Below are 14,500 nucleotides of genomic sequence, written 5' to 3'. Positions count from 1 at the left end.
CCGTGCGCGAGCGCGCCCCCGCGCGCTCGCGCGCCAGTCAGCCGGCCACGTCGATCGACACCTCCCCGGCGCCCTCGGCCCGGACGGTACGGCCGCCGATCGTCACGCCCCACCCGGCAGATGCGTCGGCGGTGCTCACCCGCACCGTGCCGCCGCTGCGCCGCACCGTGAACGTCGCGGGCTCCCCGGTGCCGCCGGGTACGGCGACGTCCTGCTCGTACCCGTCCGCGAGCTCGAAGCAGTGCAGGGTGACGCCCTCCGCCCAGGCGTAGTCGGGCCGGTCGTCGCGGGCACCCACCGGGATCACCGAGCCCGGCCGGACCAGGAGCGGGAGGGAGTCGACGCCGTGCTCCTCGCTGACCCACCGCGAGCCGCGCACCGTCGTCGGCACCAGGCCGCGAGCGCCGTCGCCGCCCGATCCGTCGCCGCCCGCGGCGGCGTCACGGGCGTCGCCACCCGTGTCACCACCCGCGGCGTCGCTCGCACCGTCGACCACCGGGAGCAGGCGTGTCCACTCGCCCGCGGGCAGGTAGTAGCTCACCTGCCCGTCGGCGCGGAACACCGGGGCGACCAGCAGGTCGTCGCCGAGCATGTACTGGGTGTCCACCGTGTGCGCGGCGCGGTCACCGGGGAACTCCAGCACCATCGCCCGCATCATCGGGGTCCCGTCGGCCTGCACCTGGGCGGCGGCCTGCCCCAGGTAGGGCATGAGGGACAGCTTCAGCCGGGTGAAGCGCCGCACGACGTCGACCGCCTCGTCGTCGAAGGCCCACGGCACGCGGTACGAGCCCGCACCGTGCAGCCGCGAGTGCGAGGACAGCAGCCCGAACGCGGCCCAGCGCTTGAACACGGCCGCGTCGGGCGTGTTCTCGAAGCCGCCGATGTCGTGGCTCCAGTACCCGAAACCGCACAGGCCCAGCGAGAGCCCGCCGCGCAGGGACTCCGCCATCGACGCGAACGTCGAGTCGCAGTCGCCGCCCCAGTGCACGGGCATCGTCTGCCCGCCCGCGGTCGCGGACCGGGCGAACACCACCGCCTCCCCCGCACCGCGGCGCCGCTCCAGCAGCCCGAAGACCGCCTCGTTGTAGAGCTGGGCGTAGTAGTTGTGCATCTTGCGCGGGTCGGAGCCGTCGTGCCAGACGACGCCGTCGGCCGGGACCCGCTCGCCGAAGTCCGACTTGAAGCAGTCCACGCCCTGGTCCAGCAGCCGCTCCAGCTTCGACCGGTACCAGGCCTTCGCGTCCGGGTTCGTGAAGTCCACCAGGCCCATGCCTGCCTGCCACAGGTCCCACTGCCACACCCCGCCGTCGGTGGTACGCACCAGGTAGCCGGCCGCGCGCGCCTCCTCGAACAGGGGCGAGCGCTGCGCGATGTAGGGGTTGAGCCACACGCAGACCTTCAGGCCCCGCTCGTGCAGGCGGGAGAGCATCCCCACCGGGTCCGGGAAGACCCGCGGGTCCCACTCGAAGTCGCACCACTGGTATTCACGCATCCAGAAGCAGTCGAAGTGGAAGACGCTCAGCGGGATGTCCCGCTCCGCCATGCCGTCCACGAAGCCGGTGACCGTCGCCTCGTCGTAGTCGGTGGTGAACGACGTCGACAGCCACAACCCGTAGGACCAGGCGGGGACCGCGGGCGGGCGCCCGGTCAGCGCCGTGTAGCGCCGCAGCACGTCCTTGGGCTCGGGACCGGCGACGACGTGGTACTCGAGCGACTGCCCGGCCACGGAGAACTGCACCCGCGTGTTCACCTCGGACGCCACCTCGAACGAGACCCGCTCCGGGTGCGCGACGAACACGCCGTACCCCTTGCTGGTCAGGTAGAACGGGACGTTCTTGTACGCCAGCTCGCTCGACGTACCGCCGTCCTCGTTCCAGGTGTCGACCACCTGGCCGTTCTTCACGAACGCGCCGAAGCGCTCCCCGAGCCCGTACACCTGCTCCCCCGGTTCCAGGGTGAGCTGCTCGTGGACCCACGCGGACTCGCCGTCGGGTCCCGGCCCGGCCGTCCCGAACGCCGTCCCGGACGCCGTCGTGACGGTGTCCTTCCGCGGCCCGTCGCCGGACGCGGCCATCACCCCGACCGACTTCGGCAGGCTGGAGGTCAGCTCGCGCCCGTCGCAGGAGAACGTCACGTTCCAGGGCCCGGTGCGCCGCACGCGGACCGTCAGGTTCCCGGAGGTGAGCTCGCCGGCGTCGTCGTCCACCGTCACCGACGGGCGGAACCCGGGCTCCCCCGTCACGGGGAACGCCGGACCCGACCGCACCGCCCCGGCCCAGTGCTCGACCTTCACCGTCACGACGCCGGGCGCGGGTGAGGAGTAGGTGATCGTGACCATCGGCCGGTTGAGCGTGTCGCCCCTGCTGGCGATCCGCCCGGTGGGCGCGTAGACCGTCATCGTCCCGGCCGCCTCGTCGACGCGGACGTCGTCCACCTCGACCGCATAGAGCGCGTCGACGCCGTTCCGGGTGTGCCAGTAGCCGTCTGTGAACTTCATGAACGCCTCTCGATCAGGACGACGGCGTCCTCGCCGCCGCCGGCTGCCTCGCCCACCGGTGCCCCGTCTCCCCCGCGGGGTCCGGTGGGCCGGCCGGGCACGTCGTCTCCCCGCGGTCGCACGCTCACTTCACCGCTCCCGCGGCCACGCCCCGGGTCAGGGTCCGCTGGAACACCAGGAAGAACAGGACCGCCGGCACCAGGGAGACGAGCGCTCCCGCGTTGGTGGTCGGCGCGTCCATCATGCGGTCGCCCTGCAGGGACGCGAGGGCGATCGGGATGGTCTGCGTGTCGTTGGTCGTGAGCATGACCAGCGGGATGAAGAACTCGTTCCAGGTCCAGATGAAGAAGAAGATCATCAGGACCGCGAGCGTGGGCCGCGCCACCGGCACGACGACGCTCCACAGGATGCGCCAGCGCCCCGCCCCGTCGAGCCGGGCCGCCTCGAGGATCGACGTCGGGAACGTCCCGAGGACGGAAGCCAGCAGGTAGGTGCCGAACGCCGACTGGATGACGGTGAAGATGATGATCACCGACCACTGCGAGTTCGACAGCCCGACCGCGTTCGCCACCGCGAACAGGGGGTAGATCAGCGCCTCCTGCGGCAGCATGTTGGCCAGCAGGAACACGGTCACGATCCACAGCCGCCCGCGCACCCGCCCCACGCCGATCGCGTAGGCGTTCAGCAGGGACAGGAGCGTCCCCGCGAGCGCCACGGTGCCCGCGATGAAGATCGAGTTCCAGAGCTTGACCGGGAACTCCGTCCGCTCCCAGAAGGCGACGACGCCGTCGAGGTAGAGGCCGGTGGGCCAGGACAGCGGACCGTTCGCCGAGTAGTCCGCCGGGGACTTGAACGCGTTGAGCGCCATGATCGCGAACGGTGCCAGCATCGCGAGCGCCACGACGACGGCGCCCGCGAGCACGAACCAGCGTGCCGCGCCGCGGCGGTACCGCGCGGCGGTCATCGGACACCCTCCCGCTCGCGCCGCTCGGCCCGGGACTGCAGCGCGAGGATCGCGACGGCCACCACCACGATCACCGCGGTGAGCACCGTCGCGACGGCGGCGCCGTACCCGACCTGGGACTTGTCGAAGAAGTTCAGGTACGAGTAGTAGCTGGGCACCAGGGTCGAGCTCTCGGGCCCGCCGCGGGTGAGCACGTAGATCGGCCCGAACACCTTGAGCGCGGCGACCGTGCAGGTCAGCGTCACCACGAACGTCTCGGGCCGGATCTGCGGCACGGTGATCGAGCGGAAGCGCCGCCACCAGCCGGCACCGTCCAGCTCGGCGGCCTCGTACAGCTCGGGGTCCACCCGTTGCAGCGCGGCCATGAAGATGACCACGGGGTAGCCGATCTGCACCCAGATGAGCACGAGCATCACCGAGGGCAGGGCGGTGGCCGGGTCGCCGAGCCAGTTGGGCGGGTCGGTGACGCCGAGCCCGCGCAGCATCACGTTGAGCCCGCCGGACTGCGCGTTCAGGATCCAGTTCCACAGCACGCCCGCCACCGCGACGGGGAGGATCTGCGGGAGGTAGTAGGTGGCGCGCAGCACCGACGCCACGCGGCCGCCGAACCGCCGTCCGAGGTAGTCGAACAGCACCGCGGCGAGCACCAGCCCGACGACCGTGGGCACCACGACCATCGCGACGATCATCGCCACGGAGTTGCCGAACGACGTCCAGAAGGCGTCGTCGGCCATCAGGTCGGCGTAGTTGCCCAGGCCGGTCCAGCGCAGCGGCGACATGCCGCCGCGCCAGTCGAACAGGCTGAAGTACACGTTCGTGACGAGCGGGTACCCGATCACGGCGACGAACGCGACGGCGCCCGGCAGCAGGTAGGGGACGTAGCCCCACCGGTCCCCGCGGTGCCGGGTCCGGCGACGGCGCTGCCCGGCGCGGGACCCGGTCGCCGGCGGCGCTCCCGCCGGCGCCTCGCTCGGCGACGTCTCACTCAACGAGGTCAGCCTTGCCGTCGTCGTAGGCCTCCTGCAGGCCGTCGAGCACCTCGTCGGGCGTCTTGGAGCCGTTCACGAGCGACTGGAGCTGGCTGACCAGCACGTCGTAGAAGCCGGCGACCGGCCAGTCCGGGTAGAAGGCGAGCCCGTCGGCGTCCACGATCTCCTGGAAGTTCTCGGTCAGCTCGCGGGTGCGCTCGTCGTCGATCCCGGAGGCGTCGGCCGCGACGGGCAGGCCGCCCTCCTGGGCGAGGACGTCCTGCACCTCGGGCCGGAGCGTGATGTCGATGAACTCCTCGGCCAGGCCCGGCGAGCCGGCGTTCGCGGGCACGACCCACAGGTTGCCCGAGGACCCCGGGTGCAGCTCGTTCCCGGGGAAGGTGAACTGGCCCCAGTCGTCCTTCACCTCGGCGTCGAGGCGTCCGAACCACCAGGAGCCCGAGACCATGATCGGGTAGGTGCCGTCGATGAACGACACGCCCATGTCCTCGGCGGTGAGACCGGCGGCGTCGTCCGAGACGTAGCCCTTGTCGATCCACTCCGCGAGCTTCTCGGTCGCCTGCGTCATCGCGTCGCCGTGGAAGTCGAGGTCGTTCGCGAAGAGCTGGTAGTCGTCCACGAGCCCGCGGTCCCCGTAGGCGAGGACGAGCTCGTACCAGAGCTGCCCCATCGGGTACTCCGCGCCGGCCTCGGCGAGCGGGGTGATGCCCTCCTCCGCGAACGCGGCGAGCACGTCCTCGAGCTCGTCGAGGGTGGTGGGCTCCTCGAGCCCGTGCTCGGCGAACAGGTCCTTGTTGTAGTAGACGCCCACGAACTCGCCGTAGTTCGGCACGCCGTACCAGTCGCCGGAGCCCATGAGGCCGGCGTCGTCGTACTGCGCGGTGGTCGCCAGCGAGCCGGCGATCGTCTCGTCCCAGCCGCGTTCGGCCGCGGCATCGGTGAGCGGCGCGATCAGGCCCTGGGCGGCGAGCTGCCCGGCGGTCGCGTTGCCCTTGTTGAACTCCATGACGTCGGGCACGTCGTCACCGGTGAGCACGATCTTGGCGTTCTTCTGGATCTGCTCGAACGTCTGCTTCTCCACCTCGACGGTGACGTCGGGGTTCTCCTCCTCGAAGATCTCGACGGCCTTGTCCCAGGCCACGCCCATGGCGGAGGTCTCGTTCTCGTAGTGCCAGATCGTCAGGGTCCCGGTGTCCGTGTCCTCGCCACCGGTCCCGCCGCTCACCGGCTGCCCGGTGCAGCCGGCGAGCGCCCCGCCGGCGAGGAACAAGGCGGTCCCGGCCGCCGCGGCACGCGTCATCGTCGTTGCCTTCATCATTTCCCTTTCTCGACGAGGACCGCCCCGTCCCCGGGCGCCACCGTGACCTCGCCGGTCACCGCCGCACCCGTGAGCAGGTCGGTCCAGGAGCCCGGCACGACGACGTGCGCGGGCGTGCCGGGCGCGTCGTGCGCGCCCGAATGGTTGAGCAGGAACAGGGCGTCGCCCCGCCGCACGGCCTCCAGCTCGGCGCCGGCGGCCCGGGCCGCGTTCAGCTCCCGCAGGCCGGGCAGCACGCTGCCCGCCCCGGCACGGCTGACGGCGTCCCGCAGGACCGTCGCCAGGAGGGCGTCGTCGGGCACGGTGCCGACGTACCAGGCGGTGCCCTCGCGCGGCCCCGCCGCCGGGTCGCCGTGCCGGTCGTTCGTGGCGGTGGCGCCGGCCTCGGCGCCCCGCGGGCCGCCCGCGGCAGTGCTGCGGGTCACCCCGGTCCTGCGGGTCACGGCGGGTCCCCCTGCCAGGTGCCCCTGCGTGAAGCTCGCGATCACCTCCGCGCCGTCCACCCGGAGCCGCTCGCCGAGGATGGTGGCGCGACCGCCCGTGTCCAGCGCCGCACCGTGGTCCGGGAGGGGCGCCCACTCCTCGCCACCGACACCCAGCACCTCGGACAGCAGCGCCGGGAAGCGGCCGGTGCGGACCCGCGCGTCGGCGTCGACCACCCCGGAGAACGGCCCCACGACGAGGCTGCCGCCGCGGTCGACGACGTCGCGCAGCCGGTCCGCCGCCGTCGGCTCCATGAGGTGGAGGTTCGGCACGAGCACGGCGTCGTACCCGTCGAGCGCGGCGCCGGGGCGCGCGACGTCGGCCGCCACGCCGTCGGCCCACAGCACGCGGTACCACCTGCGCAGCTGCTCCAGCGGGTCGAGGCGGTCGGTGGGCACGGCCGCCCCGGTGGCGGCCCACCAGGACGGCCAGTCCCACAGCAGCACGACGCGCGCGGGGACGCGGCCGCCGGCCACGGGGCGCAGGCGGGCCAGGTCCGCGCCGAGCCGCCGCACGCCCCGGTGCACCAGGGTGTCCGGCCCGGCGTGCGGCAGCATCGCCGAGTGGAAGCGCTCGGCGCCGGACCGCGAGGCCCGCCACTGGAAGAAGCAGACGCCGTCGGCGCCGCGGGCCACCGCCTGCAGGGACTCGAGGCGGGAACGCCCGGGCGACTTCGGCAGGTTGTGCGGACGCCAGGAGACGGCACCGGTCGCGGACTCCATGAGGAGCCACGGCTCGCCGCCGCGCAGCGAGCGCACGAGGTCCTGGGTGAGCGCGGTGTCGGCGGGCGCGTGGGGGTCGCCGGGGTCGGGGTAGGCGTCGTCGGAGACGACGTCGAGGTCATCGGCCCAGGACCAGTAGTCCACGAGCGGGAAGAAGCCCATGAAGTTGGTGGTGACGGGGCGGGTGCCGTCGAGCGAGCGGATGACGTCCCGCTGCTCGCGGTACAGGTCGCGCAGCAGGTCGGAGCAGTAGCGGCGCCAGTCCAGGTGCTGGGCCGGGTTGACGTGGTACGGCATCCGGCGGGGCGGCACGATCTCGTCGAAGCCTGCGTAGTGCTGCGACCAGAACGCCGTGCCCCAGGCGTCGTTGAGCGTGTCGACGTCGCCGTACCGGGCGCGCAGCCAGTCGCGGAAGCGGCCGGCGGACTCGTCGCCGTGGCACGTCTGCCCGAGCTCGTTGCCCACGTGCCACAGGCGGACCGCGGGGTGCCCCGCGTACCGGGCGACGAGGTCGCGGGTGATCGCGAGGGCGTGCTCGCGGTAGACGCGGGAGGCGGGGCTGAAGTGGTTGCGGGAACCGGCCACGAGGCGCACGCCGTCGGCGTCCACGGGGAGGGTGTCCGGGTGGTCGCGGCCCAGCCAGGCCGGCGGCGAGGCGGTCGGCGTGGCGAGGTCGACGGCGATCCCGTGCTCGTGCAGCAGGCCCAGGACCTCGTCGAGCCAGCCGAAGTCGCGCACGCCGGGGCGGGGCTCGTAGCGCGCCCAGGAAAACACGCCGACGGTCACAAGGTTCACACCCGCCTCGCGCATGAGGTGGGCGTCCTCGCGCCACGTCGCGGCGTCCCACTGCTCGGGGTTGTAGTCGCCGCCGAAGCAGAGGCCGAACTCATCGGTGAGCGCGGCGAAGCGATCGGGCACGCGATCCTCCTGAGGTGGCGAGGGACGGTCACCTCGTTGCGACCGTCGAAGCGGTTCAACACATTAACCGGTGTGAGGCCGTAGTGTCCAGGGGATTGCCGCTCGGTAGGCCTGCGGGCCCAGGGTGCCGTTGGTGCGCGGATACGGCAGTTCGGCGCGACGACGGGACGGATCTGCCCACCGCAGTTCTTCAGTGCCCGCGAGTCGAAGCGCTTCGGAAGAGAGATGGTCGGGGATGATGTGTCTGTGAAGCGATCGGTGACCATCGACGACGTGGCGCGTGAGGCGAAGGTCTCCACCTCGACCGTGTCCTACGTCCTGTCCGGGAAACGCCCCATCTCCGGACCCACCCGCAAGCGCGTGGAGCAGGCGATCGCGGACCTCGGGTACCGCCCGCACGCCGGCGCCCGGGCGCTGGCGTCGTCCCGCACCAGCACGATCGCACTCATGGTGCCGCTGCGGGTGGGCGTGAACGTGCACGTCATCATGGAGTTCGTCGGCGGGGTGGTGGCGCGGGCGCGGGATTTCTCCCACGACGTGCTCCTGCTGACGCAGGACGACGTGTCCGGGCTCGACCGGGTGACGAGCGGCTCGATCGTCGACGCGCTGGTGATGATGGACGTCGAGGCCGACGACCCCCGCGTGCCGGTCGTGGCGGCCGCCGAGCAGCCGTCGGTGCTGATCGGCCTGCCCGCCGACCCCGAGGGACTGAGCTGTGTGGACCTCGACTTCGAGGCCGCGGGGCGGCTGGCGGTACGCCACCTGGCCGCCGCCGGGCACCGCGAGATCGGGCTGATCGGAGCGCCGCCCGAGGTGCTGGCACGGCACACGTCGTACGCGGACCGGCTGCTGCGGGGCTTCCGGACGCAGGCGGAGGCCGGAGGCGTCACGGTGACCGTGGAGCCGTGCGAGGCGGGACCGGCGGGCGGCCGGGACGCCGTCGACCGGCTGCTGGAGCGGGCGCCCGGCACCACCGGCCTGCTCGTGCACAACGAGGGCGCGCTCCCGCACGTGCTGGCGCGGCTCGCGGAGGTGGGCAGGCCGGCCGTGCCCGACGACGGCGAAGCGGGCGCACCGCACTCGACGGACGTCGTCGCGCTGTGCCCGGCCGACGTCGCCGCCGCGCAGGCAGTGCCGCTGACCAGCATCGACCTCCCGGCCGAGACGATCGGCCGCACCGCGGTCGACATGGTCATGGCCCGCCTGGACGGCGACGTCCCGGCGGAGACCCGCCTGCTGGCGCCCGTGCTCATGCGGCCGAGGTGACGTTCCGGCCGCGCACCGTCAGGCTTCCGTCAGGTCTCCCAGATCCCCTCCGCGTCGATCGCACGCCACGATGGGAGGCGTGACCACGACCTCGGGACCGGAGCCCGGTACGACACAGCAGGGTCCGCGGCGCCCCGACCACGGCCCGGTGTCGCGCGCCCGTGGCTGGTGGCGGCGGCGCGGCCCCGCGGCGGCGGTGACCCTCTGGGCGGTGTCGGTCCCCGTGCTCGCGCTGGTCGGCGCCCTGCTGCGACACCTGACCGACGTACCGCTGCTCACCGGGGCGGAACCGTTCGTCGGCCACTGGGTGGTGCGCACCGGCCCCGGCGTCCTCGCCGCACTCGTGCTCCTGGCCGCCACCGTCCGGTACGGACCAGGCCTTGCCGCCCGCCTGCCCTGGCGGCCCCTCCTGCTCCTCTCCTGGGCCGCTGCCGCCGCGTGGGCGGTGGCGCTGGCGGTGCTCACCTCCTGGGACGACCTGGTGGCGCCGGTCCGCGGGGAGCACGAGTACCTGCCGGTCGTGCCGCTCGTGGTGGCCGACCCCGCGGCCTTCCTCGCGAGCTTCACCGACGACCTGCCCGGCTACCCGATCCACGTGAAGGGCCACCCGCCCGGCCTGGTCCTCCTCCTGGGCCTGCTCGACCGTGCGGGGCTGGGCGGTCCCGGCTGGGCGGCGGCCCTGTTCATCCTGGCCGGTGCGGCGGCGGTGCCCGCGGTACTGGTCACGCTCCGGGCGCTCGCCAGGGTCCGTGCGGCCGGTCCTGCCCCGGGCACGGCCGCGGAGAGCACCGCCCGCACCGTCGCACCCGTGCTCGTCCTGGCGCCCGCCGCGCTGTGGGTGGCGACGTCGGCCGACGCGTTCTTCGCTGGTGTGCTCGCCTGGGGCGTGGCGCTCCTCGCGCTCGCGACCGGGCCCACGGGCCACGGCGCCGTGCGGTGGACCTGCGCGGTGGCGGCGGGGATCCTCCTGGGCGCCTGCCCGTTCCTGTCGTACGGCCTGCTCCACATGGGCCTGATCGCACTCGCGCCGGTGATCCTGTCCCGCCGCGCCGGCGCGACCGTCGTGGCGGGCCTCGTCGTGGTCGCCGTGCTCGTGGCCTTCGGCCTGGCCGGCTTCTGGGTGTGGGACGGCATCGCCGCCACCCACGCCGTCTGGGCGCCGGTCGGGAACGCCCGGCCCTACCTGTACTTCCTCCTCGTCGATCTCGCGGCGCTCGGCGCCGTCGTCGGCCCCGCTGCGGTGGGCGGTCTCGCCCGGCTGCGCCGGACCGATCCCGTCACCCGGATGGTCGTCGGCCTCGCGCTGGTCGCTGCCCTGTCCGGCGCGCTGCTCGGCTTCGAGCGCGGTGAGGTGGAGCGCATCTGGCTCCCCGTGGCGTTCTGGGTGGTGCCCGCGGCGGCCGCCCTGCGCAGGACGCACGACGACGCGGCACGTCCGCCGTCCGACGGCCTCTCCGGCGCACCGGGCCCGCTGCCCGCGTCCTGGCTGTGGGCTCAGGGCGGCCTGGCCATCCTGCTCGACACGATCCTGGAGTCACCATGGTGAGACGACCGCTGTCCGCGATCCGGCCGGCGTCGCTGCGAGTACCCGAGCCGGGTGACTTCCGCTCACCCCTGCACGACGAGCGTGTGGTGGCCCGCCTGGGCGCCTTCCTCGGCGCGGCGATCCTGATCCTCTTCGTCACCGGCCTGGTCTCGCACCTGCACCAGCACCCCGTGGCGTGGCTGCCCTTCAGCCCCGAGCCGGCCTGGGCCTACCGGCTCAGCCAAGGGCTGCACGTGGCGGTGGGCTTCGCCAGCCTGCCCCTGGTCCTGGCCAAGCTGTACACGGTCTACCCGCAGTTCTTCGTCCGCCCGCCGGTCACCGGGTGGAAGCACGCGCTGGAGCGTGCCTCGGTCGGCGTGCTCGTCGCGGCGACGGTCTTCCAGGTCGTGACCGGGATCCTCAACGTCTTCAAGCTCTACGTCTTCGGGTTCGGCTTCACGAGCGTCCACTACGCCACTGCCTGGCTCGCGTTCGGGGCGGCTCTGGTGCACGTGGGGATCAAGCTCCCGGTCGTGGTGCGGGCCTTCGCGGCCGCCGCACGCGACCTCGACGCCACCGGCCCGGAGGGGCCCGCGACACGCGGGGACGGAGCGAGCGGGGACGCGGCGAGCGGGGAGGGAGCAGGCGAGGACCGGGCAGGCGGGGACGGGGCGACCGGCCCGCTCACGAGCGACCCGGCGACGAGCGGGGACGGGGCGACGCGCCGCGGATTCCTCGGCTCGGTGGCGGTGGCCACCCTCGCCCTCACGGCCCTGACCGTGGGACAGACCGTGACCCCGCTGCGCGCCATCGCGCTGCTCGCGCCACGCGACCCGTTCGACGGCCCGCAGGGCCTCGCCGTCAACCGGACGGCGAGCGGCGCGGGCGTCGAGGAGGTGGCGACCGCCGAGGACTGGACGCTGGAGCTGGTCGGGCCCGGCGGTACCACGCACCTGACCCGGTCCGACCTGCTGGCCATGAGCCAGCACGAGGCGGTCCTGCCGATCTCCTGCGTCGAGGGCTGGAGCGCCTCGGCGCGGTGGAGCGGCGTGCGGGTGCGGGACCTCGCGGCCCTCAGCGGCGGGCGGCCCGACGACCCGGTCCACGTGGAGAGCCTGGAGACCGGAGGGTCCTACGGGACCTCCGACCTGCCCGGCCCGTACGTCGCGCACGGCGACACCCTGCTCGCCCTCACCCTGGCCGGTGAGGACCTCGACCTGGACCACGGCTTCCCCGCACGGATCATCGCGCCGAACCGCCCGGGAGTGCTGCAGACCAAGTGGGTCTCGCGCCTCGTCGTAGGGAGCGCGGCATGAACGCGGCGACCGGGTGGTCACGCCGTGTGCTGGTCGTGGCCGGCGTGGCCGGCATGACCTGGTGGGCCTGGCTGGCGCTCACCTCGATCCCGGCCCGCTGGTGGCTGCCCTGGGGCATCTGGCTGGCCGGGTCCGTGGCGCTGCACGACGCCGTGATCGCCCCGCTCGTGATCGCGCTCGGCTGGGTCGTGCTCGTCCGACTTCCGGCGCTCGCCCGCGCCCGGTCCGACGAGCGGGGCGTCACCGACGGGCCGCGACACCCCTGGGTGGGTGTGGTCCTGCGCGGAGCCGTCATGGTGCTCGGGACGCTCCTGCTGGTGTGGCTCGTCGCCCTCTGGAGCGCGGCGCGCTGAGGACGGGGCGCGTCCGGGCGGCCACCACCCGTCCGGACGCGCCCCTCAGCGTGGTCGGGCGGGCTGCGGCGTGCGCAGCGACACCATCACGCGGCCGGCCAGCTGCCACTCCTGCGCGACGACGAGCCTGAGCTCGTCGGCGATCACCCGCAGCACCAGGGTCCCCGCCCGCGCCCAGGGCAGCGGGCGGGACCGCCGGCCGTCCTCGGCGTGCAGCACCAGCGGGCCGGACACGTCCATCTCGGGGTCGGGATCGGCCTCCACCAGCAGCAGGCCGCCCGGCCTGGCGAGCTCGCGGCAGCGCCGCAGCAGGCGGCGCGGGTCCCCGCCGATGCCGATGTTGCCGTCCGCCAGCAGCACCGTGCCCCAGCGGCCTTCACCCGGCACCGGCCCCTCGACCGCGCGCCGCAGCGCCACCGCACCGCGTGCCCGGGCGTGCCGCACCGCGGCCCGCGAGACGTCGATCCCGAGCGCGGGCACGCCGCGCGCCGCGAGCGCGGCCGCGAACCTGCCCGGACCGCACCCCACGTCCAGCACCGGCCCTTCGCACAGCGCCACGATCGCGTCGTCGACGGCGTCCCGGTCCGCCGTCCACGCGGCAACGTCCACCGGCGCGGTGTGCGCGAGGTGCACCGCCGTCACCGGTGCACCCCCGAGCGCCGCCTCGAACAGCACCAGCGGGTTCACCGGGCGCGGCGCGCCGGCGGTCATGGGAGGCGCTCCCGCGCACCCCCGGCGGACCCGGCAGACCCGGCACCCCCGGTGCCCCCGGCGGACCCGGATCCGGCGGACCCGTGGCGCGCCTCCGACACCCCGGACCACGCCCGGGCGAACCGCGTCCCGGGGGCAGCCCCGGCCACCGCGGCGGCGTCGGAGACCGTGTCGACGTCGCGCAGGGGCGGCAGGATCCGGACCCGCAGGCCCGCTGCGCGGAGCCGCTCGAGCTGCGCCCGCCCGGTCACCGCCTCGGACATCGGCACGCCGTGGAACAGCGCGGGGTCCGGCCGCCGCAGGCCGACGGTCCAGTACCCGCCGTCGTCGGCGAGCCCCAGCACCGCGTCGTGCCCGGCGAAGTCCACCGCCGCCAGGTGCGGGCCGAGCTGCGGGGTGTCCATCCCGACGAGCAGCGCGGGTCCCCCGTCGCCGTCCGGCCCCAGGACATCGTCGAAGGCCGCCGCGATCCGGCGGTCCAGCCCGCCGGAGACCTGCGGGACGACCGTGAAGCCGGGCGGCACCCACGGTCCCGGCCGCCCGTCCAGCGCGAGCACCGGACGCACCCCGGCAAGCGCGCCGACCGCCTCCAGCGTGTCCTCCAGCGACGCGCGGGCCAGCCCGGCGGCCTCGGCCGCGGTGAGGTCGCCGATCAGGCGGGTCTTGACCTTCCCGGGCAAGGGCTCCTTTGCCAGCACCACGACGACCCGCGGCGGCGTCGGGCCGGTCACGAGGCCAGCACCTTGGACATGTCCTGCACCGCGTGCCACGCGCCGAGCGGGGTGCCGGTCACCTTCGACCTGCCCCGCCGCTTGCGATAGGGCACGTCGACCTCGGCGACGAGCCACCCGGCGTCGGCGGCCGCGACCAGCGTCTCCAGGGGGTAGCCGCTGCGCCGGTCGCGCAGGCCGAGAGCGAGCAGGGGCGCGCGGCGCGCCGCGCGCATCGGCCCGATGTCGCGGATGCTCACCCCGGTACGACGGCGTACCCGGCGTGCCAGCTCGGCGTTCGCCAGGCGCAGGTGCCACGGCCAGGCGCCGGGCTCCGGGCGCCGGCGCCCCAGCACGAGATCGACCTGCCCGTCGAGCACCGGCCCGGTCACCCGGGGCAGGTCGTACGGGTCGAGGCTGGCGTCGGCGTCGCAGAACGCGACGACGTCGGCGCCGGCCGCGTCGAGCCCGGCGGCGCAGGCCGCCCCGTAGCCGCGCTGCTCGGCCCGGACGACGAGGGCACCGTGGTCGCGCGCGATCTCGGCGGACCCATCGGTGGACCCGTTGTCGACCACCACCGCCCGCATCCCGTCCGGCAGCCGGGGAAGCAGCCAGGCGAGACCCTCTGCCTCGTCGAGGCAGGGCAGAACGACGTCCACTGTCGGCACCATGGTCTCGACGTTAAGCCTGGACCCCGCTCTCCGGCAGGCCGACAGACCTGACAGCTA

12 protein-coding genes are annotated in these 14,500 nt (G+C 74.1%); 4 read left to right on the top strand and 8 right to left on the bottom strand.

The window, feature by feature from the left end:
* Positions 1 to 37: 37 nt before the first annotated feature.
* The 5 genes from yicI to ACYU96_RS02115 all read right to left on the bottom strand — a co-directional run bounded on the left by yicI (position 38) and on the right by ACYU96_RS02115 (position 7,891).
* Positions 38 to 2,497 carry an alpha-xylosidase gene (gene yicI, locus ACYU96_RS02135; RefSeq protein WP_460748665.1) on the bottom strand — a complete coding sequence of 820 codons (2,460 nt, stop codon included), beginning with the start codon at positions 2,495 to 2,497 and terminating at the stop codon, positions 38 to 40.
* A gap of 124 nt (positions 2,498 to 2,621) precedes the next feature.
* Entirely contained in the window at positions 2,622 to 3,461 is an 840-nt protein-coding gene (locus tag ACYU96_RS02130; protein WP_460748663.1) for a carbohydrate ABC transporter permease, read from the bottom strand.
* On the bottom strand, positions 3,458 to 4,330 hold the full coding sequence (locus ACYU96_RS02125) for a carbohydrate ABC transporter permease (protein WP_460748711.1): 873 nt from the start codon (positions 4,328 to 4,330) through the stop codon (positions 3,458 to 3,460). Before ACYU96_RS02125 ends, ACYU96_RS02130 begins: the two co-directional genes overlap by 4 nt.
* Before the next feature lie 112 nt (positions 4,331 to 4,442).
* Complete coding sequence (locus ACYU96_RS02120) at positions 4,443 to 5,768, bottom strand: ABC transporter substrate-binding protein (protein WP_460748662.1); 1,326 nt, start codon at positions 5,766 to 5,768, stop codon at positions 4,443 to 4,445.
* Positions 5,765 to 7,891, bottom strand: a complete 2,127-nt coding sequence (locus tag ACYU96_RS02115; protein WP_460748661.1) for a beta-galactosidase — start codon at positions 7,889 to 7,891, stop codon at positions 5,765 to 5,767. Before ACYU96_RS02115 ends, ACYU96_RS02120 begins: the two co-directional genes overlap by 4 nt.
* Before the next feature lie 225 nt (positions 7,892 to 8,116).
* On the opposite strand from ACYU96_RS02115, the gene ACYU96_RS02110 reads away from it, so the two are divergent.
* From ACYU96_RS02110 to ACYU96_RS02095, 4 genes are all read left to right on the top strand, one after another.
* The gene (locus ACYU96_RS02110; protein WP_460748659.1) at positions 8,117 to 9,157 is read left to right on the top strand and encodes a LacI family DNA-binding transcriptional regulator; all 1,041 of its coding nucleotides are present in this window, start codon (positions 8,117 to 8,119) and stop codon (positions 9,155 to 9,157) included.
* Positions 9,158 to 9,236: 79 nt separating this feature from the next.
* Positions 9,237 to 10,703 (top strand): hypothetical protein, encoded by a 1,467-nt coding sequence (locus ACYU96_RS02105; protein WP_460748657.1) that lies wholly within the window; start codon positions 9,237 to 9,239, stop codon positions 10,701 to 10,703.
* Positions 10,697 to 11,998, top strand: coding sequence for a molybdopterin-dependent oxidoreductase (locus ACYU96_RS02100; protein ID WP_460748656.1), 1,302 nt, complete (start codon positions 10,697 to 10,699; stop codon positions 11,996 to 11,998). The genes ACYU96_RS02105 and ACYU96_RS02100 overlap by 7 nt, the downstream gene beginning before the upstream one ends.
* On the top strand, positions 11,995 to 12,351 hold the full coding sequence (locus tag ACYU96_RS02095) for a hypothetical protein (protein ID WP_460748655.1): 357 nt from the start codon (positions 11,995 to 11,997) through the stop codon (positions 12,349 to 12,351). Before ACYU96_RS02100 ends, ACYU96_RS02095 begins: the two co-directional genes overlap by 4 nt.
* Before the next feature lie 45 nt (positions 12,352 to 12,396).
* On the opposite strand, the gene ACYU96_RS02090 is transcribed toward ACYU96_RS02095, so the two are convergent.
* The 3 genes from ACYU96_RS02090 to ACYU96_RS02080 are packed head-to-tail and all read right to left on the bottom strand — an operon-like array spanning position 12,397 to position 14,443.
* Positions 12,397 to 13,062, bottom strand: coding sequence for a methyltransferase domain-containing protein (locus ACYU96_RS02090; protein WP_460748653.1), 666 nt, complete (start codon positions 13,060 to 13,062; stop codon positions 12,397 to 12,399).
* Positions 13,059 to 13,793, bottom strand: coding sequence for a TIGR04282 family arsenosugar biosynthesis glycosyltransferase (locus tag ACYU96_RS02085; protein ID WP_460748652.1), 735 nt, complete (start codon positions 13,791 to 13,793; stop codon positions 13,059 to 13,061). The genes ACYU96_RS02090 and ACYU96_RS02085 overlap by 4 nt, the downstream gene beginning before the upstream one ends.
* Positions 13,790 to 14,443, bottom strand: a complete 654-nt coding sequence (locus tag ACYU96_RS02080) for a glycosyltransferase family 2 protein (RefSeq protein WP_460748650.1) — start codon at positions 14,441 to 14,443, stop codon at positions 13,790 to 13,792. The genes ACYU96_RS02085 and ACYU96_RS02080 overlap by 4 nt, the downstream gene beginning before the upstream one ends.
* Positions 14,444 to 14,500: the final 57 nt, after the last annotated feature.

The organism is Myceligenerans cantabricum (assembly GCF_054777735.1).
Note: the sequence above shows the minus strand (reverse complement) of the source record. Positions and strands in the feature narration are given on the sequence as shown.

What these genes read in the sequence shown, in the direction of transcription:
- yicI (WP_460748665.1), bottom strand. Translation starts at nt 2,497, where the DNA reads ATGAAGTTCACAGACGGCTACTGGCACACCCGGAACGGCGTCGACGCG.
- ACYU96_RS02130 (WP_460748663.1), bottom strand. Translation starts at nt 3,461, where the DNA reads ATGACCGCCGCGCGGTACCGCCGCGGCGCGGCACGCTGGTTCGTGCTC.
- ACYU96_RS02120 (WP_460748662.1), bottom strand. Translation starts at nt 5,768, where the DNA reads ATGATGAAGGCAACGACGATGACGCGTGCCGCGGCGGCCGGGACCGCC.
- ACYU96_RS02110 (WP_460748659.1), top strand. Translation starts at nt 8,117, where the DNA reads ATGGTCGGGGATGATGTGTCTGTGAAGCGATCGGTGACCATCGACGAC.
- ACYU96_RS02100 (WP_460748656.1), top strand. Translation starts at nt 10,697, where the DNA reads ATGGTGAGACGACCGCTGTCCGCGATCCGGCCGGCGTCGCTGCGAGTA.
- ACYU96_RS02095 (WP_460748655.1), top strand. Translation starts at nt 11,995, where the DNA reads ATGAACGCGGCGACCGGGTGGTCACGCCGTGTGCTGGTCGTGGCCGGC.
- ACYU96_RS02090 (WP_460748653.1), bottom strand. Translation starts at nt 13,062, where the DNA reads ATGACCGCCGGCGCGCCGCGCCCGGTGAACCCGCTGGTGCTGTTCGAG.
- ACYU96_RS02080 (WP_460748650.1), bottom strand. Translation starts at nt 14,443, where the DNA reads ATGGTGCCGACAGTGGACGTCGTTCTGCCCTGCCTCGACGAGGCAGAG.